Annotated in this window: 21 protein-coding genes and 1 pseudogene; 19 read left to right on the forward strand and 3 right to left on the reverse strand. The window is 66.4% G+C overall.

Going from position 1 to position 23,686, the window contains the following annotated elements; genetic code table 11:
* Positions 1-115: 115 nt before the first annotated feature.
* Positions 116-808, reverse strand: a pseudogene (locus V8683_RS24725) (GntR family transcriptional regulator); the annotation flags it as partial.
* A gap of 97 nt (positions 809-905) precedes the next feature.
* Here V8683_RS24725 and V8683_RS24730 point away from each other — a divergent pair.
* The 12 genes from V8683_RS24730 to V8683_RS24785 all read left to right on the forward strand — a co-directional run bounded on the left by V8683_RS24730 (position 906) and on the right by V8683_RS24785 (position 13,766).
* Positions 906-1,688, forward strand: a complete 783-nt coding sequence (locus V8683_RS24730) for an SDR family oxidoreductase (RefSeq protein WP_411192309.1) — start codon at positions 906-908, stop codon at positions 1,686-1,688.
* A 79-nt stretch (positions 1,689-1,767) separates the two neighbouring features.
* Positions 1,768-2,706, forward strand: a complete 939-nt coding sequence (gene kce / locus V8683_RS24735) for a 3,5-dioxohexanoate:acetyl-CoA acetone transferase (protein WP_411192310.1) — start codon at positions 1,768-1,770, stop codon at positions 2,704-2,706.
* 95 nt (positions 2,707-2,801) lie between these two features.
* On the forward strand, positions 2,802-4,100 hold the full coding sequence (locus V8683_RS24740; RefSeq protein WP_411192311.1) for an MFS transporter: 1,299 nt from the start codon (positions 2,802-2,804) through the stop codon (positions 4,098-4,100).
* A 149-nt stretch (positions 4,101-4,249) separates the two neighbouring features.
* Positions 4,250-4,963: a GntR family transcriptional regulator gene (locus tag V8683_RS24745; protein WP_411192312.1), complete on the forward strand. Its 714-nt coding sequence runs from the start codon at positions 4,250-4,252 to the stop codon at positions 4,961-4,963.
* A gap of 36 nt (positions 4,964-4,999) precedes the next feature.
* Positions 5,000-6,271, forward strand: a complete 1,272-nt coding sequence (gene mtnK, locus V8683_RS24750) for an S-methyl-5-thioribose kinase (RefSeq protein WP_411192313.1) — start codon at positions 5,000-5,002, stop codon at positions 6,269-6,271.
* 92 nt (positions 6,272-6,363) lie between these two features.
* A complete protein-coding gene (gene mtnA / locus V8683_RS24755; RefSeq protein WP_411192314.1) occupies positions 6,364-7,440 on the forward strand; it encodes an S-methyl-5-thioribose-1-phosphate isomerase in 1,077 nt (358 codons plus the stop codon).
* Entirely contained in the window at positions 7,437-8,162 is a 726-nt protein-coding gene (locus tag V8683_RS24760) for a class II aldolase/adducin family protein (RefSeq protein WP_411192315.1), read from the forward strand. The genes mtnA and V8683_RS24760 overlap by 4 nt, the downstream gene beginning before the upstream one ends.
* Positions 8,163-8,297: 135 nt before the next feature.
* On the forward strand, positions 8,298-9,422 hold the full coding sequence (locus V8683_RS24765) for a sugar ABC transporter substrate-binding protein (protein ID WP_411192316.1): 1,125 nt from the start codon (positions 8,298-8,300) through the stop codon (positions 9,420-9,422).
* Between the two features lie 64 nt (positions 9,423-9,486).
* Positions 9,487-11,067: a sugar ABC transporter ATP-binding protein gene (locus tag V8683_RS24770; RefSeq protein ID WP_411192317.1), complete on the forward strand. Its 1,581-nt coding sequence runs from the start codon at positions 9,487-9,489 to the stop codon at positions 11,065-11,067.
* On the forward strand, positions 11,064-12,065 hold the full coding sequence (locus V8683_RS24775) for an ABC transporter permease (RefSeq protein WP_411192318.1): 1,002 nt from the start codon (positions 11,064-11,066) through the stop codon (positions 12,063-12,065). Before V8683_RS24770 ends, V8683_RS24775 begins: the two co-directional genes overlap by 4 nt.
* Positions 12,066-12,126: 61 nt before the next feature.
* Positions 12,127-13,155, forward strand: coding sequence for a dihydroxyacetone kinase subunit DhaK (locus tag V8683_RS24780; protein ID WP_411192319.1), 1,029 nt, complete (start codon positions 12,127-12,129; stop codon positions 13,153-13,155).
* Entirely contained in the window at positions 13,152-13,766 is a 615-nt protein-coding gene (locus V8683_RS24785) for a DAK2 domain-containing protein (protein WP_411192320.1), read from the forward strand. Before V8683_RS24780 ends, V8683_RS24785 begins: the two co-directional genes overlap by 4 nt.
* 78 nt (positions 13,767-13,844) lie before the next feature.
* On the opposite strand, the gene V8683_RS24790 is transcribed toward V8683_RS24785, so the two are convergent.
* Positions 13,845-14,168: a DUF4148 domain-containing protein gene (locus V8683_RS24790; RefSeq protein ID WP_411192321.1), complete on the reverse strand. Its 324-nt coding sequence runs from the start codon at positions 14,166-14,168 to the stop codon at positions 13,845-13,847.
* Positions 14,169-14,370: 202 nt separating this feature from the next.
* The gene (locus V8683_RS24795; RefSeq protein WP_411192322.1) at positions 14,371-14,502 is read right to left on the reverse strand and encodes a hypothetical protein; all 132 of its coding nucleotides are present in this window, start codon (positions 14,500-14,502) and stop codon (positions 14,371-14,373) included.
* Positions 14,503-14,828: 326 nt separating this feature from the next.
* Here V8683_RS24795 and V8683_RS24800 point away from each other — a divergent pair, with 326 nt between their 5' ends.
* The 7 genes from V8683_RS24800 to V8683_RS24830 all read left to right on the forward strand — a co-directional run bounded on the left by V8683_RS24800 (position 14,829) and on the right by V8683_RS24830 (position 23,493).
* The gene (locus tag V8683_RS24800) at positions 14,829-15,212 is read left to right on the forward strand and encodes a hypothetical protein (RefSeq protein ID WP_411192323.1); all 384 of its coding nucleotides are present in this window, start codon (positions 14,829-14,831) and stop codon (positions 15,210-15,212) included.
* Positions 15,206-15,601 (forward strand): hypothetical protein, encoded by a 396-nt coding sequence (locus tag V8683_RS24805; protein ID WP_411192324.1) that lies wholly within the window; start codon positions 15,206-15,208, stop codon positions 15,599-15,601. The genes V8683_RS24800 and V8683_RS24805 overlap by 7 nt, the downstream gene beginning before the upstream one ends.
* Before the next feature lie 278 nt (positions 15,602-15,879).
* Positions 15,880-16,557 (forward strand): response regulator transcription factor, encoded by a 678-nt coding sequence (locus V8683_RS24810; protein ID WP_411192325.1) that lies wholly within the window; start codon positions 15,880-15,882, stop codon positions 16,555-16,557.
* A 90-nt stretch (positions 16,558-16,647) separates the two neighbouring features.
* Entirely contained in the window at positions 16,648-19,815 is a 3,168-nt protein-coding gene (locus tag V8683_RS24815; protein ID WP_411192326.1) for an efflux RND transporter permease subunit, read from the forward strand.
* A complete protein-coding gene (locus V8683_RS24820) occupies positions 19,812-21,080 on the forward strand; it encodes an efflux RND transporter periplasmic adaptor subunit (RefSeq protein ID WP_411192327.1) in 1,269 nt (422 codons plus the stop codon). Before V8683_RS24815 ends, V8683_RS24820 begins: the two co-directional genes overlap by 4 nt.
* Positions 21,080-22,576 (forward strand): efflux transporter outer membrane subunit, encoded by a 1,497-nt coding sequence (locus V8683_RS24825; protein ID WP_411192328.1) that lies wholly within the window; start codon positions 21,080-21,082, stop codon positions 22,574-22,576. Before V8683_RS24820 ends, V8683_RS24825 begins: the two co-directional genes overlap by 1 nt.
* Before the next feature lie 32 nt (positions 22,577-22,608).
* Positions 22,609-23,493 (forward strand): universal stress protein, encoded by an 885-nt coding sequence (locus V8683_RS24830; RefSeq protein ID WP_411192329.1) that lies wholly within the window; start codon positions 22,609-22,611, stop codon positions 23,491-23,493.
* The last annotated feature ends 193 nt before the right edge of the window (positions 23,494-23,686 follow it).

The raw sequence follows: 23,686 nt of genomic DNA on the forward strand, positions 1-23,686 counted from the left end.
CCCGGCCCGGCTCGGGCTGGTCGCCTCGTTCTTGTAGGGGGGCCTCGGGCCGCCGCCCGCCGCCCGCCGCCGGCGCCCGGCGGGGGCCCCCCCGCCCCCCCCCCCCCCCGCCGGTCTCCGCGCTGAGCAGCACGCCGGCCGAGACGATATAGGCCGCCGCGCTTTCGATATCGCCGCGCAAGGCGGCGCATGCCGCGTCGCTGTCGCGCCGGCGCAGGGCGTCGAGCAGCTTGCTGTGGTGCTTGACGGCGACGCGTTCGCCCACGCGCTTCGAGCCGGAGCGCAGATCGTAGTTGAGAATCGGCCCGATGCGCAGCCACAGCGTTTCGATCATCTGCAGCAGCATGGGCATGCGCGCCGCGTCGTAGATGGCGAAGTGGAACGCCTGATTCATGGCGATCACCCTGGCGCCGTCGGGCCGCGTCTTTTCCATTTCGTCGGCGAACCGCGCGTGCAGCGCCTGCAGACGCTGGAGCTCGTCTTCCTCGATGCGCGCGGCCGCCTGCGCCGTGGCGAGACCTTCCACATTCACGCGGATCTGCGTGATCTCCCCGAACTGGCTGATGCTCATGGTCGGCACGCGCAGCGCACGGTTGGGCGTGAGTTCGAGCGCCTGTTCGGCCACCAGCCGGTGCACCGCCTCGCGCACGGGCATCACGCTCACGCCGAGCGCCGCCGCGATGTTGCGCAGCGAGATCTGCTCGCCCGGCATCATCTGTCCGGTGATGAGGAGGTCGCGCAATTGCGCGTAGACGTCGCGGCTGAGCGTCTGGCGCGTCAGCGGGGTCACGAGTTCGTTCAGGGCCATGGCTCGATCATAGCACATAGGGTATCCCCGATATGATATCTGTGATCACAGTTATAGCATTCAGTCCGGATACGATGCACTCATGGAGACGACGGACATGTGGAAGGATGAATCGCTCGCTGGCAAGCGGGTGCTGGTGACGGCCGGCGCGGACGGCATTGGGCTGGAGATCACGCGGGCCTTCGTGGAAGCGGGCGCGCGGGTGGCCGTGTGCGACGTCTCGGGGCCTGGCCTCGAGCGCGTGGCGGCTGAGTTGCCCGGCGTGCTGGCCGTGAGGGCGGACGTGTCGAGCGAGAGCGATGTCGCGGCGCTCTTCGAACGCGTGGATGCGTCGCTGGGCGGGCTCGACGTGCTCGTCAACAATGCGGGCGTGGCGGGGCCGACCGGCGGCGTGGAAACGCTTTCGCTCGCCGACTGGGAGCGCACGCTCGCCGTCAATCTCACGGGGCAATTCCTGTGTGCGCGAGCTGCCGTGCCGCGGTTGCGCCAGGGCCGCGCGCCGGCCATCGTGAATCTTTCCTCGGCTGCGGGGCACCTGGGCATGCCGGGTCGTTCGGTCTACTCAGCTTCGAAGTGGGCGGTGGTGGGCTTCACGAAGTCGCTGGCGCTCGAACTCGGGCCGCAAGGTATTCGCGTGAATACGGTGTTGCCGGGCGCCGTGGACGGGCCGCGCATTCGCGCTGTGATTGCCGCCAAGGCCGAATCGCTCGGCAAGCCGGTGGAGGAAGTGACCCGCAGCTACACGTCGCAGGCCGCGCTGGGCCGCATGGTGACAATGCGCGACATCGCCAACATGGTGCGTTTCGCCTGCAGCGATCAGGCCGCGAGCGTGCATGGGCAGGAACTCGTCGTCGACGGCTTGACGCAGGCGCTCAGTTAAGCCGCGCAGCCGCGCCATCATTCAACGATTCAACGGGCGCGCGGACGCGCGCCACGACCCGGACCGGGAAGGAGACACCATGGCCAAGCGAGCCAAAGCCATCATCACCTGCGCACCAACGGGCGCGATTCATACGCCGAGCATGTCGCCGCATCTGCCGGTCACCGCCGACGAAATCGCCGAGGCCGCCATCGAGGCTGCCCGCGCGGGCGCCGCCGTCCTGCACCTGCACGCCCGCGACCCGCACGACGGCCGGCCCTCTCAGGACCCCGAACTGTTTCGTCCGTTCCTCGCGAAGATCAGCGCCGCGACCGACGCGGTGATCAACATCACGACGGGCGGCAGTCCGCATATGACGGTCGAGGAGCGCATGCGGCCCGCAACCACCTTCAAGCCGGAGCTGGCCTCGCTGAACATGGGCTCGATGAACTTCGGCCTTTTTCCGATGCTGGAGCGCTTCAAGGAATTCCGCCACGACTGGGAGCGCGAGCATCTGGAGAACAGCCGCAACCTGATCTTCAAGAACACATACCAGGACATCGAGAACATCCTGCGCATCGGTTCGGCGAACGGCACGCGCTTCGAGTTCGAGTGCTACGACGTGAGCCATCTGTACAACCTCAAGCACTTCGTCGATCGCGGCCTCGTAACCGGGCCCGTGTTCGTTCAGACGGTGTTCGGCATCCTGGGCGGCATTGGTCCGGACCCCGAAGATTTGATGCACATGCATCGCACGGCGCAGCGCCTGTTCGGCGACCGGTTCCGCTGGTCGATCCTCGGCGCCGGCCGCAACCAGATTCCGCTGGCCACCATCGGCGCGGCCATGGGGGCGAACGTGCGCGTGGGTCTGGAAGATTCGCTCTGGATCGGGCCGGGCCAACTGGCGGCTTCGAGCGCGGAACAGGTCGTGCGCATTCGCACCGTGCTCGATGCTCTCAATATCGACGTGGCCTCGCCCGACGAAGCCCGCGACATTCTGGAACTGAAGGGCGCGGCGGGTGCGGCCTTCCAGGCTTGACGCCGCGCTCATGCCCGCGCTTCCGCTTTTTCTCACCTGACCTTCAGGGTCGCACGCCGGGGCACCCGCCCCGCGTGCCGTGGAGACTTCCGCCCATGCCAACCGCTCATGTTTCCGGCGCCTCGCTTCCGGAGTCCGCCGACCGAACGCTAACCTCGCTGCTCTTTCGCAGGCTGATGCCGCTGCTGGTACTCGCCTACGTGATCAGCTTCGTCGACCGCACCAATATCGCGCTTGCCAAGTCGCACCTTGCCGTCGACCTCCATATCTCGGCGGCGGCGTACGGGCTGGGCGCCGGTCTCTTCTTCCTCTCGTACGCGCTGCTCGAAATCCCGAGCAATCTGATCATGCATCGTGTCGGCGCGCGCTTCTGGATCGCGCGCATCATGATCACATGGGGCGTGCTTTCGGCGGCGATGGCGTTCGTGCAGGGCCCCACCTCGTTTTACGTCATGCGGTTGCTGCTGGGCGTGGCCGAAGCCGGCCTCTTTCCCGGCGTGATGCTGTACCTGACTTACTGGTTCGGGCGCGAGGACCGCGCGCGGGCCGTCGGCTATTTTCTGCTGGGCGTGTGCATTGCCAACATCGTGAGCGGCCCGCTGGGAGGCGCGCTGCTGGAGATGGACGGCGTGCTGGGCCTGAAGGGCTGGCAGTGGATGTTCCTCGCCGAAGGCCTGCCCGCCGTGGTGCTGGCGTTCGTCGTCTGGCGCAAGCTTCCCGATGGGCCCGACTCCGCGCCGTGGCTCACGCCCGCCCAGGCGGAAGAGGTGCGCCGCAGGCTCGACAGCGAGGCGTCGGGCGCGGCGGCGCGGGCGGGGCATTCGTCTTTCGCGGCGGTGCGCGACCCGCAGGTGTGGCTCGCGATCTTCATCTACTTCTGTCACCAGATCTCCATCTACACGGTGATCTTCTTCCTGCCCGGCATCATCGGAACCTACGGGAAGCTCACGCCGCTGCAGATCGGTCTGCTCAATTCGCTGCCCTGGATTGCCGCGGCCGTGGGCGCGGCATGGCTGCCGAAATACGCCGATACGCCGCAACGCGGGCGCCGCCTGCTGCTGCTCGGTCTCATCGTCATGGCAGCGGGGCTTCTGATCGCGGCCTTTACGGGTCCGGCGCTGGCGCTGACCGGCTTCTCGCTCACCGCGCTGATGTTCTTCGTCGTGCAGTCGATCGTGTTCGTGTTCCCGGCGTCGCGTCTTTCCGGCATGGCGCTGGCGGGCGGACTCGCGCTCATCAACACCTGCGGGCTCGTGGGCGGCTTCCTCGGTCCCTCGGTGATGGGCGTGATCGAGCAGACGACCGGCAGCACGCGCAACGGGCTCATCATCATGGCCGTGCTGCTGCTCGTGGCGGCGGTGGGCGCACCTTTCATGCGGCAGGGCCACGAGTGAGCGCACCGCGGCGCCGGCCGGCCCTTGCGCGGGGCGGCGCGCGGCGCCTGTTGCGCTGCACGAAAGGGAAAACCATGAATCGATAACATCAGACGTCTGATGTACATTCGAGCCAAACGTGGTGACAAGCGTGGCTACGAAAGGACAGCATGCGTCTGAGTGTCGACCAATCGATGAGCGAGCGGATCCAGGACTCGCTGCTGGCGATGATCCGCGAGCGCTCGCTCAAGCCTGGCGATCAGATCCCCACGGAAACCGAGTTGTGCGAACTGCTTGGCGTCGGCCGTTCGAGCCTGCGCGAAGCGGTGGCGCAGATGATTTCGCACGGCGTCCTCACGCGCGTGCAGGGCAAGGGCACCTTCGTCAGACAGGTGGTGCTGAAGCTGCAGGGCGGCCTGGATGATCTGATGTCCGTGACGGACATGATCCGCAGCGTCGGCGCCGTGCCGTCCACGAGCCGCTTGCAGGTGAAGACGATTGCCGCCTCCGACAATCTCGCGCAGAAGCTCGGCATTGCGGTAGGGGATCCCTGCATGCGGGTGGAGCGCGTGCGTCGCGCGGACGACGCGATTGCGGCGTACTGCATCGACATCGTGCCGAAGTCGGTGTTCGACGAGCACGAGCTGGGCGAGTCGCTCTTCGGTACGCTCGAGCGCGCCGGCATCCGGCTCTCGCATACGCACAGCTCGATCCAGCCCACGATACTCACGCCGCGCGACCTGCCGGAGCTGCAGGAGAGCTTCGGACTGTTCCTGCTGATCGACGAAGTGGATTTCGACGACACGGGGCGCGCGGTTTGCTATAGCAACGACTACTACAACACCAGCATCTTCAAGTTCGATCTCGTACGCAAGCGGCGGTAGAAGGACCTTCGTCTCCCTTTCCGGACAGGAAAAACGATGCAATTCGAGGCTTTCAGTGCTTCCGAACTGGCCGCATACCTGCGGGGCATTCCTGCCGTCAGCGAGCGGCTGGGCGGCGACAGCGACCTGGAGGTCGTGGAAGTCGGCGACGGCAACCTGAACTACGTGTACTTCGTTAGCAGTGCGCGCGATCCGCGGCACAGCGTCGTCGTCAAACAGGCGCCGCCGTTTCTGCGGCTCGTGGGCGAAGCCTGGCCGTTGCCGCGCGAGCGCATGGAGCGTGAGGTGGCGGCGTTGCGTTCGTTCGGGGCGCTGTGCCCGCAGCACGTGCCGAGCGTGTATCACGCCGACAGCGAGAAGTACCTGATGGTGATGCAGCGGCTCGCCTCGCATCGCGTGTTGCGCCAGGGGCTGACCGAAGGGATCGTGTATCCGTGGCTCGCCGACCATATCTCCACGTTTCTCGCGCGCACGCTGTTTCACGGCTCCGATCTGGCTCTCGCGCCCGGCGCGAAGAAGGAAGCCGTGCGCGCCAACATCAACACGGAGCTGTGCCGGATTACCGAGGACCTCGTTTTCACGTTCCCGTTCGAAGACGACCCGTCGAACGTGTACAGTCCGGCGCTGCCCGCCGGCGCCATCGCGCGGCTGCGTTCGCACGAGCCGCTGCGCCGCGCGGCCGGCGAGATGAAGTGGGCCTTCATGAACCATGCGGAGACGCTCGTGCATGGCGATCTGCACACGGGCTCGATCATGGCGAACGAAAGCGAGACCTATGTGATCGATCCCGAGTTCGCGTTCTACGGGCCGTTCGGTTTCGACACGGGGGCGTTCATCGCGAACCTGCTGCTGGCGTACTATGCGCGCGACTGGCACGATCGCCTGCGCGGCCGCGACCCGCGCGATTATCAGCGCTGGCTGCTTGAGCAGGTCATCCAGGTCTGGAACGGTTTCGCGGAGAAGTTCGCGGGTCTGTGGCGCATGCACGAACGCGAGGCGGGCCGCGCCTTCATCGGCGGTCCCGCCGATACGCGCGCGGCCGATGCGTTCCGCGAGGACTTCATGCGGCGCCTCTTTGCGGATACGCTAGGCTTTGCGGGCTGCAAGATGATCCGGCGTATCGTCGGCATGGCGAAGGTCTCGGAAATCACCAGCATCCAGGACGACGCGGTGCGCGCGCGCGTGGAAGTGCGCTGCCTGCGTCTTGCCGAGGCGCTGCTCGTGCGGCGGCGCGAACTCGCCTCGATCGAGGCCGTCGTGGCGCTCGCTGCCGAAGTGCTCGCGCAGCCGCAGGACGGCGAAGCTTGAGCGTGCAGAGAAATGTGTAGCGAAGCGTGGAGTCGAGCAGATCCCTTGCACGCGCGGAAATGATACGGAATAGCGGCATCGACGGAGAATACATGGCCCGGCAGCCGATGAAATCGAGTCTTCCCCCCACTATCGCGTGGCGCGACGACACCCTCCTGTTACTCGACCAGACGCGCCTGCCGCGTGAGTGCGTGGTCGAGGCGGCCGCCAGCGTGGAGGCGGTGTGGCGCGCGATCCACGAGTTGCGCGTGCGTGGTGCGCCGGCCATTGGCGTAGCGGCCGCATACGGGTTGTGCGTGGCGATGCAGCGCGAGCGGTCCGCGTCGCGCGAAGTCTTCCTCGCGAGGCTGGAACAACATGCCGCGTATCTGGACAGTGCGCGGCCCACGGCCGTGAATCTGCGCTGGGCGCTCGACCGCATGCGCAACCATATCCGGGGTGTTCGCGCCCAGACAGGAATGGAGCTTTACGAAGCGCTCGTGGCCGAGGCGGTCCGCATTCACCGCGAGGATGTCGATCTGTGCGCGCGGATTGGCGAACAGGGGCGCGAACTGATCGCCGCGGGTAGCGGCGTGCTCACGCATTGCAACGCAGGTGCGCTCGCGACGACGGGCATCGGCACCGCGACGGCGCCGCTGTATCGCGCGCATGGCGACGGCGTGGCGTTTCGCGTCTACGCGGACGAAACGCGGCCGCTCCTGCAAGGCGCGCGGCTTACCGCCTACGAGCTTCAGCAGGCGGGGCTCGATGTCACGCTGATCACGGACAGCATGGCGCCCGCGCTGATGGCGCAGGGACTTGTCGATCTCGTGATCGTCGGCACCGACCGCGTGGCCGCGAACGGCGATGTCGCGAACAAGATCGGCACGCTTGGCGTCGCGATCGCGGCGAAGCATTTCGGCATTCCGTTCTATGTCGCGTGCCCTTCGTCCACGCTCGATCTGCGCACCGCGCGCGGCGCGGACATCGTCATCGAAGAGCGCGGCGCCGACGAAGTGGCGCAGTTCGGCGGGCAGCGCACCGCGCCGGCGGGCATCAAGGTGCGCAATCCGGCTTTCGACGTGACGCCGCATGAACTCGTCACCGGCATCGTGACGGAACTCGGTATCGTGCGCGCGCCGTTCGAGGCTAATCTGGCGGCGCTGTTCGCGCCCGGGGAAGCGGCATGAGCGGCGTGGGCGACATGCGCGACGCGGGCCAGCACCACGCAGGCGAGGCGGCGGCGCGCGCGAGAGAGGTGCGGGCCGAAGCCGAACTGCGCCAGCAGATCGTCGATACCGCGGGCGAGATGGAGCGCCTGGGCATCAATCAGGGCACCTCGGGCAACGTCAGCGCACGCTGGCGCGACGGACTCCTGATCACGCCGAGCGGCGTGCCCTGCGCGTCGCTCGCGCGCGAGCGCATCGTCTGGATGCCCCTCGACGTGCGCGACGACGATCCGCTCTTCGAAACGCAGCGTCCTTCGTCGGAGTGGCGCTTTCATCGCGACATCCTGCGCGCGCGGCCCGAGGTGGGCGCCGTGGTCCATACCCACTCGAATGCGGCGACGGCGCTCGCGATTCACGGCCGCGGCATTCCCGCCCATCACTACATGGTGGCCGCGGCGGGCGGCAATTCGATTCGCTGCGCAACCTACGCGACGTTTGGCAGCCAGGCGCTGTCCGATCATGCGCTCGACGCGCTGCGCGACCGGCTCGCATGCCTGCTCGCGCATCACGGTGTCATTGCGCTCGGCCGCGATCTTGCGCGGGCGTTGTGGCTCGCGAACGAAGTGGAAGTGCTGGCGAAGCAGTATCTGCTCGCGTGTCAGCTCGGCGAGCCGCCGCTGCTCTCGGACGCGCAGATGGAGGAAGTGGTGGAAAAGTTCAAGGGGTACGGACCGCGCAGGTGAAACATGACGGCGCGCCCGGAGCAGTCGCGGCAGTGCGGTACACACGGAAAGTCACGTATTCAGCAGAAATCCAACCCGCAGGGGACCAGATCACGTGCTGAAGCGCTAACTCTGGTCGACAAACAGGAGACAGTCATGACGTGGAGTTCGGCAGGTTTCGACAGATGGGCGGCGCCGCGTGCGCGCATGGGCGTTTCGATGGGCGCCGTGGTCCTGGCTTTCGCGGCGATGTTGAGCGGCTGTTCGAAGAGCGAGTCGCCGACGTCCAGCGACGCCTCGTCCGGCGCGGCGGCGGCGAATGCACCGGCAAGCGCGCCGGCGCAGGCCGACGCGGCGCCCGCGGGCGGCAAACTGAAGGTCGGGTTCTCGATCGCCACCCTCAACAACGCCTTCTTCGTAGGCTTGAAGAATGGCGTGGAGCGGGGCGCGAAGCAGCAAGGCTTCGACCTCGTGCAGACCAACGCGAACGGCGACGCGCAGCAGCAGGTCAACGACGCAATGAACCTCCTGAGCCAGGGCGTCAACGCGCTCGTGCTCAATCCGATCGATTCGAAGGCGATCATCCCGGCGGTCGAGAAGGCGAATTCGATGAACGTGCCGGTCTTCATGCTCGACCGTGGCTCGGACGGCGGCAAGGTCACGTCGTTCGTCGCATCGGATAACGTGGCGCTGGGCGCCACCGGCGCGAAGTGGATTGCCGACCAGTTGACGAAGCGCTATGGCTCGCCGAAGGGCAACGTGGTCGATCTGATCGGCCTCGTCGGCACCACCGCGGCGACGGATCGCGAGAAAGGCTTCTCGCAGGAAATCGCGAAGTATCCGGACATCAAGGTGGTCGCGCGTCAGGAAGGCGGCTTCGATCAGGAGAAGTCGCTCAACGCGATGACGAGTATCCTGCAGAAGTTTCCGAAGATCGATGCGGTGTTCGGCGCGAACGACGACAACACGGTGGGCGCCGAGAAGGCGATCGACAATGCGGGCCGCTACAAGCCGCTGGGCGATCCGGACCACATCATGGTCATCGGCGCGGACGGCACGGCCCAGGCGCTGCAGGCGATCCGGGCGGGCAAGCAGGATGCGACGATCTCGCAGAACCCGATCGGCATGTCGGCGAAGGCGATGAGCTTCATCACGGACTACGAAGCGAAGAAGGACGTGCCCGCGAACTACGCGTGGCCGACCTATCTGATCGACAAGTCGAACATCGATTCGGACGGCGTGAAGCAATACGGTTTGTGGGCGCTCGAAGTCTCGCAGTAACGCGCTTCGATCAACGCGTCTGGCGCACGCGCAAGCGGCGTGCGCCGGCGGGCAGGATGAACGGATGAAACGCGAACCAGGTTCAGCATTGCATGCACCGCGGCGCAAGCATGGCGGCACCGCGGCGAATGCCGCCGCCCATGCGGCGAAGGCGGATTCGCCGCTCCTGCGCATGAGCGGCATCGTCAAGAGCTTTCCCGGCGTGAAGGCGCTGCGCGGCGTGAGCCTCGAACTGCACGCGGGCCACGTGATGGCGATCGTCGGCGAGAACGGCGCGGGCAAGTCCTCGCTGATCAAGACGCTGTCCGGCGCCTACGAGCCGGACGAGGGCACGATCGAGATCGACGGGAGGCCGCTCGCGCGCGGCACCCAGGCCGCGATCGATGCGGGCGTGGCCGTGATCTATCAGGAGCTCTCGCTCGTCAACGACATGACGGTGGCCGAGAATCTTTTCCTCGGCCGCATGCCCGCGCGCTATGGCTTTCTCGCCCAGCGCGAGGCGCAGGCCATGGCGCGCGAGGCGCTGGCGCAGGTGGGGCTGGAAGGTGTGTCCCCTTCGATGCGCGTGGGCGACCTGCCGCTCAACAAGCGCCAGCTCGTGGAAGTGGCGAAGGCGCTCGCGCGCGAGGCCCGCATTCTCGTGATGGACGAACCCACGGCCGCGCTGCAGCACCACGACATCGAGAACCTCTATGCGGTGGTGCGCCGTTTGCGCGCGGCGGGCATGGGCATCATCTTCATTTCGCACCACCTCGAAGAAGTGTTCGAGCTGGCCGATTCCGCGGTGGTGATGCGCGACGGCGCGACGGTGGGCGCGCGGCCCATGTCCGAATGGACCGAGCCCGCGCTCGTGCAGGCCATGGTGGCCCGCAATCTCGACTCGTTCTATCCGTGGCAGCCGCGCGCGTATGGCGACGTCGTGCTCGAAGCGCGCAACGTGGCGAGCGCACCCATGCTGCGCAATGCGAGCTTCAGCGTGCGCGCCGGCGAGATCGTGGGGATAGGCGGGATTGCGGGCGCGGGACGCACGGAGCTTCTGAAGACGCTGTGCGGCGCGCTGCCGCTAACCGGCGGCGAGCTGCGGCTGCGCGGGCGCAGGCTCGCGCTGCGCTCGCCCGCGCAGGGCGTGCGCGAAGGCATTGTCTACACCGCGGAGGACCGCAAGCTCGAAGGACTCGTGCTCGACGCGAGCATCGAGGAGAACATCGCGCTTTCCAGCTTGCGCGCACTCGTGCGCGGCGGCTTCGTCAGCGCCGCACGCAAGCGCCGTCTTGCGCGCGAGGCGACCGGGCGCTTCGGGGTGCGTGCGCCTTCGGTCATGCAGCTTACGGGCAATCTCTCGGGCGGCAACCAGCAGAAGGTGATCCTCGGGCGCGCGACCGCCACCTCGCCCGCCGTGATCCTGCTCGACGAGCCCACGCGCGGCATCGACGTGGGCGCGAAGACCGAGATCTATGCGCATATCGTGGAGATGGCGCGAGTGGGCGCCGCCGTCGTGCTCGTGAGCTCGGAACTGCCCGAACTGCTCGGCATGTCCGACCGCGTGCTCGTGATGTATCGCGGCAGCATCGTCGGCGAACTGGCGCGCGAGGACGCCAGCTCCGAGACGATCATTCAATGGGCCACCACCGGAGTTGCAGCATGACATCCACCACCGTTTCCCCGAACGATTCGGAAACCCCGCAGCAGCGTATGCTGCGGCAGTTGCGGAGCGGTCTCGGGCCGCTGATCGCGGCGCTCGTGCTGATCTGCATCGCCCTTTCGATTGCCTCGCCCGAATTTCTCACCACGAGCACGCTCACGAGCGTCATGGTGCAGGTCTCGGTGGTGGGCATTGCGGCCGTGGGCGGCACGTTCGTGATCATCACGTCGGGCATCGATCTTTCGGTCGGCTCGCTCGTCGCGCTGTCCGGCATGGTGGCGGCGACCGCGATGGCGGGCGCGAGCCCCGGCGCGGTCGGGCTCGGCGTGGCGGGTCTCGCCATTGCGCTCGTGACGGGCGCGGCGGTGGGGGCGCTCAACGGCTTCGCCATTGCGTGGCTGCGTCTCGTGCCGTTCATCGTCACGCTCGCGATGATGGCGATGGGGCGCGGCCTCACGCTCGCCATTTCGGACGGGCAGACGAAGTTCGATTTCCCTTCCGTGTTCACCGCATTCGGCGCGAAGACTCTGGCGGGCCTCCCCATGCCGATGCTCGTCATGCTGGTCGTGTTCGTGAGCGGCCACGTGCTGTTGCGCAAGACCGCATTCGGCCACCAGGTGTTCGCCGTGGGCGGCAACAAGGAAGCGGCTCGGCTGGCCGGCATTCCCGTCAATCGCGTGATTTTCCTGACCTATACGTTTGCCGGGCTGACCGCCGCCATCGCCGGCATCGTGCTGGCCGGGCGCCTCAACTCCGCCTTGCCCTCCGCGGCGAACGGGCTGGAGCTGCAGGTGATCGCCGGGATCGTGATCGGCGGCACGTCGCTCTCCGGCGGCCGCGGCTCGATTGTCGGCACGTTTATCGGCGTGGTGCTGATCGGTGTGATCAACGTCGGGCTCTCGCTGCTCGGCGTCAATCCGTTCTGGACGCAGTTCATCCAGGGCGGCGTGATCCTCGCAGCCGTGCTGCTCGATGCGCTCAGCCAGCGGCGCAAGCGCTAGGCGCGCGCTGCCTCATCCCTGACTGGCGGCCTGCCTGCCGCCGATTCTGGAGACGCGAGACGTGAAAAAGATCATCAATCACCCGGATCATTTCGTCGATGAAATGATCGACGCGTTGCTGCTTGCCCATCCGGGCTGGCTCAAACCCGTGACCGCCGACCGCCGCGCGCTCGTACGCGCCGACGCGCCGCGCGCGGGCAAGGTCGGCATCGTGACGGGCGGCGGCTCGGGACACTTGCCCGGTTTTCTCGGCTACGTCGGCAAGGGGCTGGCGAGCGGCGTCGCCGTCGGCAACGTGTTTTCCTCCCCGTCCTCCGAGCAGATCTACGAGGCCACGAAGGCCGTGCAGGGCGGCGCGGGCGTGCTCTACCTGTACGGCAACTATGGCGGCGACGTGTTCAACTTCGACCTCGCCGCCGATCTCGCGGATGCGGACGGGATCGAAACGCGCACGGTGCTCGTGGCGGACGACGTCGCGTCCGCGCCGCCCGAGCGGGCCTCCGAACGGCGCGGCGTGGCGGGCATGGTGTTCGGCTTCAAATGCGCGGGGGCGGCTGCCGAGCGCGGCGATACGCTCGACGACGTGGCGCGGATCGCGGCGAAGGCGAACGGCGCGACGCGCACGATGGGGGTGGGGCTGTCTCCCACGATCCTGCCTGCGGCGGGCAAGCCCACGTTCACGCTGCCCGAAGGCGAGATGGAGATCGGCATCGGCATTCACGGCGAACCCGGCACGCACCGCGGCAAGCTGGAGAATGCGGATACGATTGCCGAGCGGCTCTCGGCCGGGATTCTGCGCGATCTGCAGGCGAAAGCCGGATCGAGCGTCGCGCTGCTCGTCAACGGGCTTGGCGCCACGCCGCTCGAAGAGCTGTATCTGCTTTACCGGCGTGCGGCGCGCGAAATTGCTGCCGCGGGGCTGCGCGTGACGCGCGCGTATGTGGGCGAGTATGTGACGAGCCTCGAAATGGCAGGGGCGTCGATTACCGTGATGCAGCTCGACGAAGAGCTCGACACGCTGCTCGACGCGCCGGTGCACTCGCCGCTCTGGCGCGAAGGCTGGCGAGTCGACGAGGGAGGGGCGCGATGAGCCTGACCGTAGACGAACTGCGTACCCGGCTCGTCGACACCTTGCGTGCGATGCCGGCGTGCGCCGAAGAGTTGCGCGAACTCGACGCCGCACTCGGCGATGGCGATCTGGGCGTTACCGTCAAGGCGGGCTCGCTGGCGGCGGCCGAGGCGATTGAAAAGCTGCCGGCCGACGCCACGGTTTCCGATGTGCTGATAGCGACCGGCAAGGCGTTCTCCACCGCGAATCCCTCGACGTTCGCCGCGCTCATGGGCGGCGGCATGCTGGCCGCCGCAAAGACGGTGGCGGGTCGGCGCGAAGTCGGCAAGGCCGATGCATTGGCCGCAGGAAGAGCGCTGGCCGCGCGTATTGCCGAGCGCGGCAAGTCGCAGCCGGGCGACAAGACCGTGCTCGATGCGCTCGTGCCGAGCCTCGACGCGCTCGAAGCGGCAAGCGGCGACGAGCGTGCACAACTCGACGCGATGATCGCGACAGCGTCGCAGCAGGTGCGCGAGACAGCCGCGCTGCAGTCGAAGAAGGGGCGGGCGGGATGGTTGCAGGAACGCAGCGCGGGTCATGCCGATCCGGGCGCGACCGCGTGGCTGCGGTTTCTCGAAGCGTGGCGCCGATGAGGGCAATGAAACTCACGCCGCGAGGGAAATCACGCGGCGTGCGGTCGGGATGCTAAAAACGGCTTCAAAAACTCTGGTTCACAAACCCTGCGTAGTACCAGGCATTTGTCCGCCGGCCGCGCCACCCGTGCAATCGCGCTCATATTTGGCATGGAGACGCGCTTCGGCTTTCTCGATGTCCGAGGGATAGTAGACGTCGATCCGGGCCGGATCATAGCCGACTGCCTCCAGCTCGCGCAATTCGCGCATCAGTTGCTTGTGGGTGACGGCTCCATTGGACTTCACGAACGGATAGGACTGGCATTCGTGTGCCGTCAACGGTGCCGCCATCGTTGCTGGCGCATACGCCGAACCTAGACCCAGAACGATCGCTGCAGCGCCCAAAAGAGTAGCATTCCTCATAATTACCTCCGGTTTGTCACGCTTGATCTGGTCACCTTTCTGACCGGTCACCCAAACGCAAGATTTATGTTAGACCGAGTCAGGAAAATTGAAATGTCCCTGACGTTAACTTTATTTAATCCAGGTGGCGGGGTCGCACAGGCGCCGTATCCGGGGGAGGGCGCCTGACGCAGCACGGCCGGCGTCCTCCCCCGGGCCGGCGTCACGGTGCGCAGTGCTCTTGCCAGTCGTGATGCTGCAAGACCTTGTGGCAGACCTGGAAGCGGGCTGCGTGAACGGGGCTGGAGAGAACCATGGCGAGCCCCAGAATGGCGGCGATAGTGGCGAGCTTCATGATGAAACCTCCTGACGGTAGAGCGAAATCCCTCCGGCAAGGCCAGAGCGGCCACGCAACGGAAGCGCCCCGAGCAGGCATCTTCGGTGCCGCGGCATTGACAAACTTAGTCGAGCTAACCGGCGCATACCAATAGCCAGGGATTAAGCTTTCTTAACGCAGGACCGGCATGGCAGGCAGGACGTGCGCGGAACGGCGCGTGCATGGGGGTTTCGGGCGAACGCGCGCTGAAGGCTAAAAGAGTTTTAATGTTCGAGACATTGTTCCGCGCAGGCCCAATCGCTAACTTGTCGCCACCAGACAGGCACACAGAAGGCGAAGCTTCCATGCAACAACCCCTGCGGATAGAACGGGTCGACGAAGACGGGCGCCGTGGTCTCAGGCTCACGGTGGGCGACGACGTGACCCTGTTGGACGGAGAGGGCGTCGAGGCGCTGATCGAGCAACTGGCGCTGTACCGGTCCGCCATGAAGCCGCCGATTCCCGACACCATGCAGCCGCGCCACAACTATCACGTCGCGCTGGATCCCTGCTGGTACGCCGAGCCGGCGCGCCTCTTCGACGCCACCGTGGTGTTCTTTCGCCACGAGGGCCTGGGCTGGACCGGCCACGCGTTCGACGATCAACGGCGCAGGCGCTGGCTTGGCGAACTGCGTGCGGCCGTCCGCGCGATCGAGGGCAAGGACCGCAAGGGAGCGAAGCCATGCTAGATTCGCGGCCGCGCTCCACCCGCGCATCCGAGGTCGAACTCGAAATCGTCAACGAGTACGGCGCGAATGCGCTCATGCTCAAGCTGGGCAATAGCCGGGTGCTGCTCGACCCGGCCTCGATCAGCGAACTGATCGAGGCGCTCGGCCTGGCCCGGGTCGAGCTCTTGCCGGCCGTGCCGGCGCAGGTGCCGCGCGACCAGCAGTTCCCCATCGAAACCGAGCCGCGCTGGAAGACGATCGTCGACCCGGGGTTCGCGGGCGTGCTGCTCTTCCTGCGGCATAGCGGGTACGGATGGGCGGGTTTTGCGATTCCGCTGGCAAGCGCCCACCGTCTGCTCGAAATCGGGCACCGGCCCGTGATGCCTCCGGGCAGCCTGAGCGTGAACTAGCCGAAGACGCCGCGCGCCCGCGGTATCTTCGAAAACTGAAATTCAGTTTTTCATTTTCGTTGAGCGAAATGCGTTGATACTCTTTTTTGTCGCGAATCGTTCATCGAAGGGCGCAAAGATTAACAACACTTAATCCAGGTGGCGATAGCGCGTTAGGTGCCGTCATGCATCATTGCGCCACACCGAATGACAGGGCGGCGAGGCGGTTTGTTTTGCAGCGCCGCAAAGATCCTGAGCAGCCGCGGCCAGCGGCTGCGCATTACCCAGATGTGCGACTCATGACCCGGATACTTTCCGTCGACGATGACGAGCTGATATTGCAGGAGATCCAGACCTCGCTTTGCGCGTTCGGGCACGAGGTGGAAACGGCGACCACGGGGCGTCTCGGCCTCGCCAAGATCATGACCGGTCCGTACGACGTCGTGACCCTCGACCGCGCGTTGCCCGACGTGGATGGGCTTGCCGTGCTCACGACCATGCGCAGCGTGGGCATCAACACGCCGGTGCTGATCCTGAGCGCCATGTCGAATCTCGACGAACGCGTGCGGGGCCTGCGCGCGGGCGGGGACGATTATCTGGTCAAGCCGTTTTCGCCCGAGGAGATGGCCGCGCGCATCGAGGTGCTGCTGCGGCGCAGCGGGCAGTCGTCGCCGACGGCGACCTCGCTCAGCCTTGGCGACCTCGAGCTCGATCTCATCTCGCGCCGTGCCCAGTTCCATCACTGCGCGATCGACCTGCTGCCCACGGAGCTGCGTATTCTGGAGTACATGCTGCGTCACCCGGGGCAGGTGTTGACCCGGACCATGATTTTCGAGGAGGTCTGGGGTTACCGGTTCGATCCGGGAACCAATGTGATCGATGTACACGTGAGCCGGCTGCGTACCAAGCTCGCCAAGGTGGGCGACAGTCCTGCCGTTAAAACAGTTCGTGGCTCCGGCTACATGCTGGCGGAGTGAGCGCGACGCGAAATGTTGCACGCTGCGGTTGCATGCGGCGCGAGCCGCGCTCCCTGCTGACCATTCTTTCCCTTTCGTTCCTGAGTTCCAATGAACGCAATCGTTCTGGTCGCCCTGAAACGTCCGCTGACGTTCGTGGTGATGAGCATACTGATCGTCCTGTTCGGCGGTCTGGCGGTGGTCAAAACACCCACCGACATTTTCCCGAACATCAAAATTCCCGTCGTCGCGGTCGTCTGGACCTATAACGGTCTGTCGCCGCAGGACATGTCGGGCCGTGTGATCTACTACTACGAGCGCTCGCTGACGACCACGGTCGAGAACATCGAGCATATCGAGAGCCAGTCGCTCTACGGGCGCGGCATCGTCAAGATCTTTTTCCAGCCAGGCACGGACATCGCCGCTGCGCAGGCCCAGATCACCTCGATCTCGCAGACGGTGCTCAAACAGATGCCCGCGGGCATCACGCCGCCGCAGGTGCTGTCGTACAACGCCTCCTCCGTTCCGGTGCTGGACCTGCAGGTTTCGGCGCCCGGCATGACGGCAGCCCAGGTCTACGACATGGCGTCGAACCTGATCCGTCCGCAGCTCGTGGCGGTCCCGGGCGCCGCCATTCCGACACCGTATGGCGGCGCGCAGCTGAACGTCGAAATCGACCTCGACCAGACCAAGCTGCTCGCACACGGCCTTTCGGCCACCGACGTCGGCAAGGCGCTCGCGGCGCAGAACGTGGTGCTGCCGGCCGGCGACCAGAAGATCGGCGCGCTCGACTATATGGTGCAGACCAATGCGACGCCGATCCAGGTGGACACCTTCAACAACATGCCGATCAAGACCGTGAACGGTGCCACGGTCTTCCTGCGCGACGTCGCCTACGTGCACCGCGGCTCGCCGCCGCAGATCAACGCAGTGCTCGTGAAAGGCAAGCAGGCCGTGCTGATCCAGATCCTGAAGAGCGGCGACGCTTCGACGCTCTCGGTCGTCGACGGCATCAAGAAGGCGCTGCCGGGCATTCTGCGCACGCTGCCGCCCGGCGTGGAGATCAAGCCCCTCAACGACGCCTCGGGCTTCGTGAAGGATTCCGTGCGCGAGGTGGTGCAGGAAATGATCACGGCGGCGATCCTCACGGGCCTGACCGTGCTGCTGTTCCTCGGCAGCTGGCGCTCCACGCTGATCGTCGCGACCTCTATTCCGCTCGCCATTCTCTGCTCGGTGCTGACGCTCTCGTGGCTCGGCCAGACCATCAACGTGATGACGCTGGGGGGGCTCGCGCTGGCGGTCGGGATTCTGGTGGACGACGCGACGGTGATGATCGAGAACATCGACACCCACCTCGAAGCCGGCGCGGAGCTCGAGCCCGGCATCATCGCGGCGGCGAACCAGATCGTCGTGCCGACCTTCGTCGCCACGCTGTGTATCTGTATCGTCTGGCTGCCGCTGTTCCAGCTGAGCGGCGTGGCCGGCTACCTGTTCCTGCCGATGGCCGAGGCCATCGTCTTCGCGATGATCGCCTCGTTCATCCTCTCGCGTACGCTCGTGCCGACCATGGCGGCATGGCTGCTGCGCGGCCAGGTGGCGGAGCATGCGCACGGCGGCGGCCACAGTGCGCCGCCCGGCGTATTCGGACGTTTCCAGCGCGGCTTCGAGCATGCGTTCTCGAACTTCCGGGATCGCTATCGCGAAGTGCTGACCAGCGTGGTCGGGAACCGCCGTCGCTTCGTGCCGATCTTCGCGCTGTGCGCGTTCGGCTCGCTCGTGCTGATCGCCTTCCTCGGCCGTGACTTCTTCCCCGGCATCAAGTCTGGCGAAATCGACATGCACATGCGTGCGCCGATCGGCACGCGCCTTGAAGAAGCGTCGAAGCTGGCGGTGCTCGTCAACGGCTCGATCCGCCAGTTGCTGCCCGGCAAGGTGACCAACGTGCTCGACAACTGCGGCCTGCCGGCGAGCGGTATCAACGAGGCGTATAACTCGACCGGCACGATCGGCCCGCAGGATTGCGACATTACGATCAGTCTCGCGAGCGAGCGCTCGCCCGTGGACGACTACCGCTACACGCTGCGGCGCGAGCTGCCCAAGCTGTATCCGGGCACCCAGTTCACGTTCCTGCCTGGCGACATCACGGCGAAGATCCTGAACTTCGGCCTGCCCGCGCCGATCGACGTGCAGATCGCCGGCCGCGGCCAGGAGGCGAACTTCGCCTACGCGCAGAAGATCGCCGCGCGCCTGCGCAAGATTCCTGGCGCCACCGACGTCAACATCCAGCAGGCTTTCAATGAGCCGACACTGAAGATCACGGCTTCGCGCTCGTTCGCCTCGGGCCTGAACCTCACGGAAGCGGACATCGCGAACAACGCGCTCGCCACGCTCTCGGGCAGCGGCCAGACGGCGCCGACCTACTGGCTCGACACTTCGAACGGCGTGTCGCACCTCGTGAACATGCAGACGCCGCAGAACGAGCTGGAGTCCATGAACGACCTGGAGACGATTCCCATCGACACGGGCACCGGCACGCCGGACGCGCAGCATGCGCAGCTGCTGGGCGCGCTGAGCCGCATCACGCAGATGGGCACGCCCTTGCTGGCCACGCACTACAGCATCTTGCCGGCCATCGACATCTTCGTGAGCAACCAGCGGCGCGATCTCGGCGGCGTGTACGACGACGTGCAGAAGATCGTGAACGACATGCAGGGCGAGCTGCCGCACGGCGCCAGCGTGCACCTGCGCGGCCAGGCGCAGACCATGAGCAGCGCCTACGCGCAGCTGCTGGGCGGTCTCGCGCTGTCGATCCTGCTCGTGTATCTCGTCATCGTGGTCAACTTCCAGTCCTGGCTCGATCCGTTCATCATCATCACCGCGCTGCCGGCGGCCCTTGCCGGCATCGTGTGGAGTCTTTTCGTGACGCACACCACGCTTTCGGTCCCCGCGCTCACGGGCGCCATCATGTGCATGGGCACGGCGACCGCGAACTCGATTCTGGTCGTTTCGTTTGCCCGCGAGCACCTCGCGCAATACGGCAACGCCGTCGAGGCCGCGATCGAGGCCGGTTTCAGCCGGATCCGTCCGGTGCTGATGACGGCGCTCGCCATGATGATCGGCATGCTGCCCATGTCTTTCAGCAATACCCAGAATGCGCCGCTCGGACGCGCCGTGATCGGCGGTCTGATGTTCGCCACGTTTGCTACGCTGCTTTTCGTCCCTTGTGTGTTCGCGCTGCTGCACCGGGATCATCAACCTTCCAAGGAGGCACAGTCATGAGCGCAAACAGGGAAGCACCGGTTCCCCGGCGATTCGGGCCGCGGACCTGGCTTATCGGCGCGGGCGTGATTGCTGCCGTCGTCGTCGCCATCGGCGTGATCCAGCGGCACAACAACATGGCGGACCTGCGCGCCGTCGCCAACGAAGATTCGGTTCCGTCCGTGCAGCTCATCTCGCCCCAGAACGGGCCGGCCCAGAACACGCTCACGCTGCCGGGCACGGTCCGCGCGTGGTACACGGCGCCGATCTATGCGCAGGTCTCGGGCTACGTGCTGAAGTGGAACAAGGACTACGGCGGGCTCGTCAAGTCGGGCGAGACGCTTGCCACGATCGACGCCCCGGCCGTGGACGAGCAGTATCAGCGCGCGATCGCCGACCTCGACGTCGCGCAGACCAACTACAACCTGGCGGCGCTCACCGCGAAGCGCTATCAGGCGCTGGCGGGCACGCAGGCCGTGTCGCAGCAGGAAGTGGACGTGCAGGTGGCCGACGCCGCCGCGCAGGCAGCCAAGGTGCGCGCGGCCCAGCACGAAGTGGCCCGTTTCCGGGTGCTCGAAGGCTTCAAGCGCATCGTGGCGCCCTTCGACGGCGTGGTGACGGCGCGCAACACCGACGTGGGCAACTACGTGAATGGGGCGGGCGGCGACGTGAGCTCGCGCGGCGCGGCGGACGAACTCTTCACGGTCTCCGACATTCACGAGATGCGCGTGTTCGTTTCGGTGCCGCAGGACTACGCGAACATCCTCAAGCCCGGCCTCACGGCCACGCTGTCGCTGCCGCAGTACCCGGACCGCGTGTTCGACGCGACCTTCGCCACGAGCGCCAACGCGTTCAACCCGCAGACGCGCACCGTGACGACCGAACTGCTCGTGCCGAACCCGGATCACCTGATCTGGCCGGGCGGCTACGCGAACGTGCATTTCAAGGTGCCGCTCGACCGCAATATCCCGGTCGTGCCCGAACAGGCGCTGCTGTTCCGCTCCGACGGCATGCAGGTGGCGCTCGTCGGACCCAACGATCGCGTGCATCTGCAGGACGTGAAGCTCGGGACCAACTTCGGAAAGACAGTGCAGGTGGTGTCGGGCCTGAAGCCCACCGACAAGATCGTGCTGAATCCTTCCGCGGGTATTCTCGAAGGCCAGCAGGTTCGCATCGTGACGGGCGCGAAGGGCACCGAGGTGCCGGGCGAGACGACGTCGGCTTCGGCCCCGGCTGCGGCGTCGGCTGCGGCGCTGACACCGGCAGAAGACGAGGACGGCTCCTGATGAAACGCATGACCCGCATTGCGGCACTCGTGGCGGTGTCGTTGCTCGCCGGCTGCGATCTCGCGCCCACCTATCATCCGCCCGAGATGATCCTGCCCGCCTCGTACACGGGCACGGGTCCGTTCGTGACGGCGAATCCCTCGGACCAGTTGCAGCGCGGGCCGTGGTGGCAGATGTTCGGCGATACGCAGCTCGACCAGCTCGAAGCGCAGCTCGACGCCGCCAACCCCGATCTCGCCGCCGCGCGCGAAACCTTTACGCAGGCGCAGGACGTTGTGGCCGCAGCGCGCTCGGGCCTGTTCCCGCAGATCGGGCTGAACGCCTACACCAGCCAGAACGGCGAATCGGCGCACACGCTGTTCCATAACAACAGCGGCACGATGCACGAGGCGTCGAACTTCTGGGGCGGGCAAGCGTCATGGGGGCCCGACTTCTGGGACCAGACACGCAACCTGACCCGCGAGGCCCAGAGCAACGCGCAGGGCGTGGCCGCCGCGGTGGCCGACGCGCGGCTCTCGCTCGAAATGGAGCTCGCGTCCGACTACATGGCGATCTGGGGCTACGACAAGCAGCACGAGATCTACAAGCAGGCCATCAAGGCCTACAGCACGGCGGTCTCCATCACGCAGATGCGGCTGGCGGGCAAGATCTCGTCCGGGCTCGACGTGGGGCGCGCGGAGAACCAGCTCGCCTCGGCGCAGGCCGCGGACACGGAGGTGCTGGCGCAGCGCACCGTTCTGGAGCATGCGGTGGCCGTTCTGGTCGGCGCCAATCCGGTCGACTTTCGTCTGACCACGATGCCGGAGCACGACTATGCGATCCCGACGGTGCCGGTCAGCATGCCGTCGCTGCTCCTGCAGCGGCGCCCGGACATCGCGCAGGCCGAGCGCAACATGGCGGCGGCCAACCGGGCGATCGGCGTCTCGCGCGCCGCGTTCTACCCGAACGTGCGGCTTTCCGCCATGGGCGGCTTCGAGGACTCGGGCTGGGGGCTGACGACGCTCTCCAACAGCCTGTGGGCCTTTGGGGCGTCGGCGGTGCTGCCGCTCTTCGAAGGCGGACTGCGGCGCGCCGAGCTGCAGGCAAGCTGGTCGGTGTTCAACGAAGCCAGCGACGACTACCGCTCGACCGTGCTGCAGGCCTTCCGCGAAGTGGAGGACAATCTCGCGCTGACCGACCGCCTCGCCACCGAGGCGCAACAGCAGCAGGCGGCGGTGGATGCGGCGGTGCGGGTGCAGAACATGTCGCTCAGTCTGTACACCGAAGGACTCGACAACTACCTGAACGTGACGGTCGCGCAGATCGCGGCGCTCGATGCGCAGATTGCCGAAGCACAGGTGCAGACGCGGCGCCTGCAGACGTCGGTTGCGCTGATCGGCGCGCTGGGCGGCGGCTGGAGCACGGCCGACCTGCCCACGCCGAAGCAGACGATCCCTTTCGGGCCGCTTGCGTATGGCTCACATTCTGCAAGCGACGCGGCCGCCGAGGCGCGATAATGAGTGGTCAGTTGTAAGGGGGAGGCAGGACGATGGGTTTCAAGGACATCCTGGTGCATGTCGACGCCAGCGAGGCCGGTCAGGTGCGTCTGCTGCGCGGCGCCGATCTGGCGGCCCGGCACGGCGCCAGATTGAGCGCGCTGCATGTGCGTGAGCGCAGCATTGCGCAGCAGCGGCGGCTCAAGGCCTCCGAGCTCGGGCTCATGCCGGGCGGCCAGGCAGGATCGCTGCGCGCCACGATCGAAAGCGAGCTCGACGAGCAGGCCGACATGCTGCACGCCATGCTCGCCGATCTCGGCCGCCAGCGCGGAGTCGAGGTGGAATGGCAAGGCGCCGACGGCCGTGCGCGCGTGATCGTTCCGCAGCGCGCACGTTACGCAGACCTGAGCATCGTCGGCCACGATCCGCTGGAGGACATCGATTTGCCCGAGGAATATTCGTTCGCGGAGACGGTGCTCTTCACGACGGGCCGGCCGGTGCTGATCATGCCGCCGGGCGGCGGCTCCGACGTCGACAGCCTGCCCGGCGAGTGTCCGCTCGGTCGCCGGGTGGCGCTCGCCTGGAACGGCAGCCCGGCGTGCGCTCGCACGCTGTCGGCCGCGTTGCCGCTGATCGAGTGCGCGCAGTCCACCGTTGTGCTCGTCATGGACAGCGACGAACCGGCACGCCCCGAACAGCTCGCCCCCACGGTTGTGCTGGATCATCTGCGACGCCATGCCGTCAACGTGGAAATTCGCACGCTCGAGCGTGGCGGGCCGGCTACCGGCAGTTTGCTGCAAGGCGCTGCGCTGGACGAAGGGGCGGACCTGCTGATCGCCGGCGCGCACGGTCGCGCCATGCTCTGGGAAAAGCTGCTGGGCGGCGTGACGCGGACCCTGCTTGCGGAGATGAAGCTGCCGCTCGCGATGTGCGGCTAGGGTGGGCGTGCGTTTTGCTCTGCAACACGGTCCGGCGCCGGCCTCGCGCTAAATGAAGGTTAATGCGGATGATCCGGATCGGTTAAATGACGATGCTGGGCAATGCGTATCCTGAACGAAATTTCATGAAACGACAGGGGAAACTCGCGCGATCTACGGAGACGAGATGCCGGTTTGCAACGACGAAGCAGTG

Source organism: Paraburkholderia sp. AV2 (genome assembly GCF_054968425.1).

Bases quoted from the DNA above. Each gene is read 5' to 3' on its own strand.
- V8683_RS24745 (WP_411192312.1), top strand. From the start codon at position 4,250: ATGCGTCTGAGTGTCGACCAATCGATGAGCGAGCGGATCCAGGACTCG.
- mtnK (WP_411192313.1), top strand. From the start codon at position 5,000: ATGCAATTCGAGGCTTTCAGTGCTTCCGAACTGGCCGCATACCTGCGG.
- V8683_RS24825 (WP_411192328.1), top strand. From the start codon at position 21,080: ATGAAACGCATGACCCGCATTGCGGCACTCGTGGCGGTGTCGTTGCTC.
- mtnA (WP_411192314.1), top strand. From the start codon at position 6,364: ATGGCCCGGCAGCCGATGAAATCGAGTCTTCCCCCCACTATCGCGTGG.
- V8683_RS24770 (WP_411192317.1), top strand. From the start codon at position 9,487: ATGAAACGCGAACCAGGTTCAGCATTGCATGCACCGCGGCGCAAGCAT.
- V8683_RS24795 (WP_411192322.1), bottom strand. From the start codon at position 14,502: ATGAAGCTCGCCACTATCGCCGCCATTCTGGGGCTCGCCATGGTTCTC.
- V8683_RS24820 (WP_411192327.1), top strand. From the start codon at position 19,812: ATGAGCGCAAACAGGGAAGCACCGGTTCCCCGGCGATTCGGGCCGCGG.
- V8683_RS24775 (WP_411192318.1), top strand. From the start codon at position 11,064: ATGACATCCACCACCGTTTCCCCGAACGATTCGGAAACCCCGCAGCAG.
- V8683_RS24730 (WP_411192309.1), top strand. From the start codon at position 906: ATGTGGAAGGATGAATCGCTCGCTGGCAAGCGGGTGCTGGTGACGGCC.
- V8683_RS24830 (WP_411192329.1), top strand. From the start codon at position 22,609: ATGGGTTTCAAGGACATCCTGGTGCATGTCGACGCCAGCGAGGCCGGT.
- V8683_RS24810 (WP_411192325.1), top strand. From the start codon at position 15,880: ATGACCCGGATACTTTCCGTCGACGATGACGAGCTGATATTGCAGGAG.
- V8683_RS24800 (WP_411192323.1), top strand. From the start codon at position 14,829: ATGCAACAACCCCTGCGGATAGAACGGGTCGACGAAGACGGGCGCCGT.
- V8683_RS24765 (WP_411192316.1), top strand. From the start codon at position 8,298: ATGACGTGGAGTTCGGCAGGTTTCGACAGATGGGCGGCGCCGCGTGCG.
- V8683_RS24760 (WP_411192315.1), top strand. From the start codon at position 7,437: ATGAGCGGCGTGGGCGACATGCGCGACGCGGGCCAGCACCACGCAGGC.
- V8683_RS24805 (WP_411192324.1), top strand. From the start codon at position 15,206: ATGCTAGATTCGCGGCCGCGCTCCACCCGCGCATCCGAGGTCGAACTC.
- kce (WP_411192310.1), top strand. From the start codon at position 1,768: ATGGCCAAGCGAGCCAAAGCCATCATCACCTGCGCACCAACGGGCGCG.
- V8683_RS24785 (WP_411192320.1), top strand. From the start codon at position 13,152: ATGAGCCTGACCGTAGACGAACTGCGTACCCGGCTCGTCGACACCTTG.
- V8683_RS24790 (WP_411192321.1), bottom strand. From the start codon at position 14,168: ATGAGGAATGCTACTCTTTTGGGCGCTGCAGCGATCGTTCTGGGTCTA.
- V8683_RS24740 (WP_411192311.1), top strand. From the start codon at position 2,802: ATGCCAACCGCTCATGTTTCCGGCGCCTCGCTTCCGGAGTCCGCCGAC.
- V8683_RS24815 (WP_411192326.1), top strand. From the start codon at position 16,648: ATGAACGCAATCGTTCTGGTCGCCCTGAAACGTCCGCTGACGTTCGTG.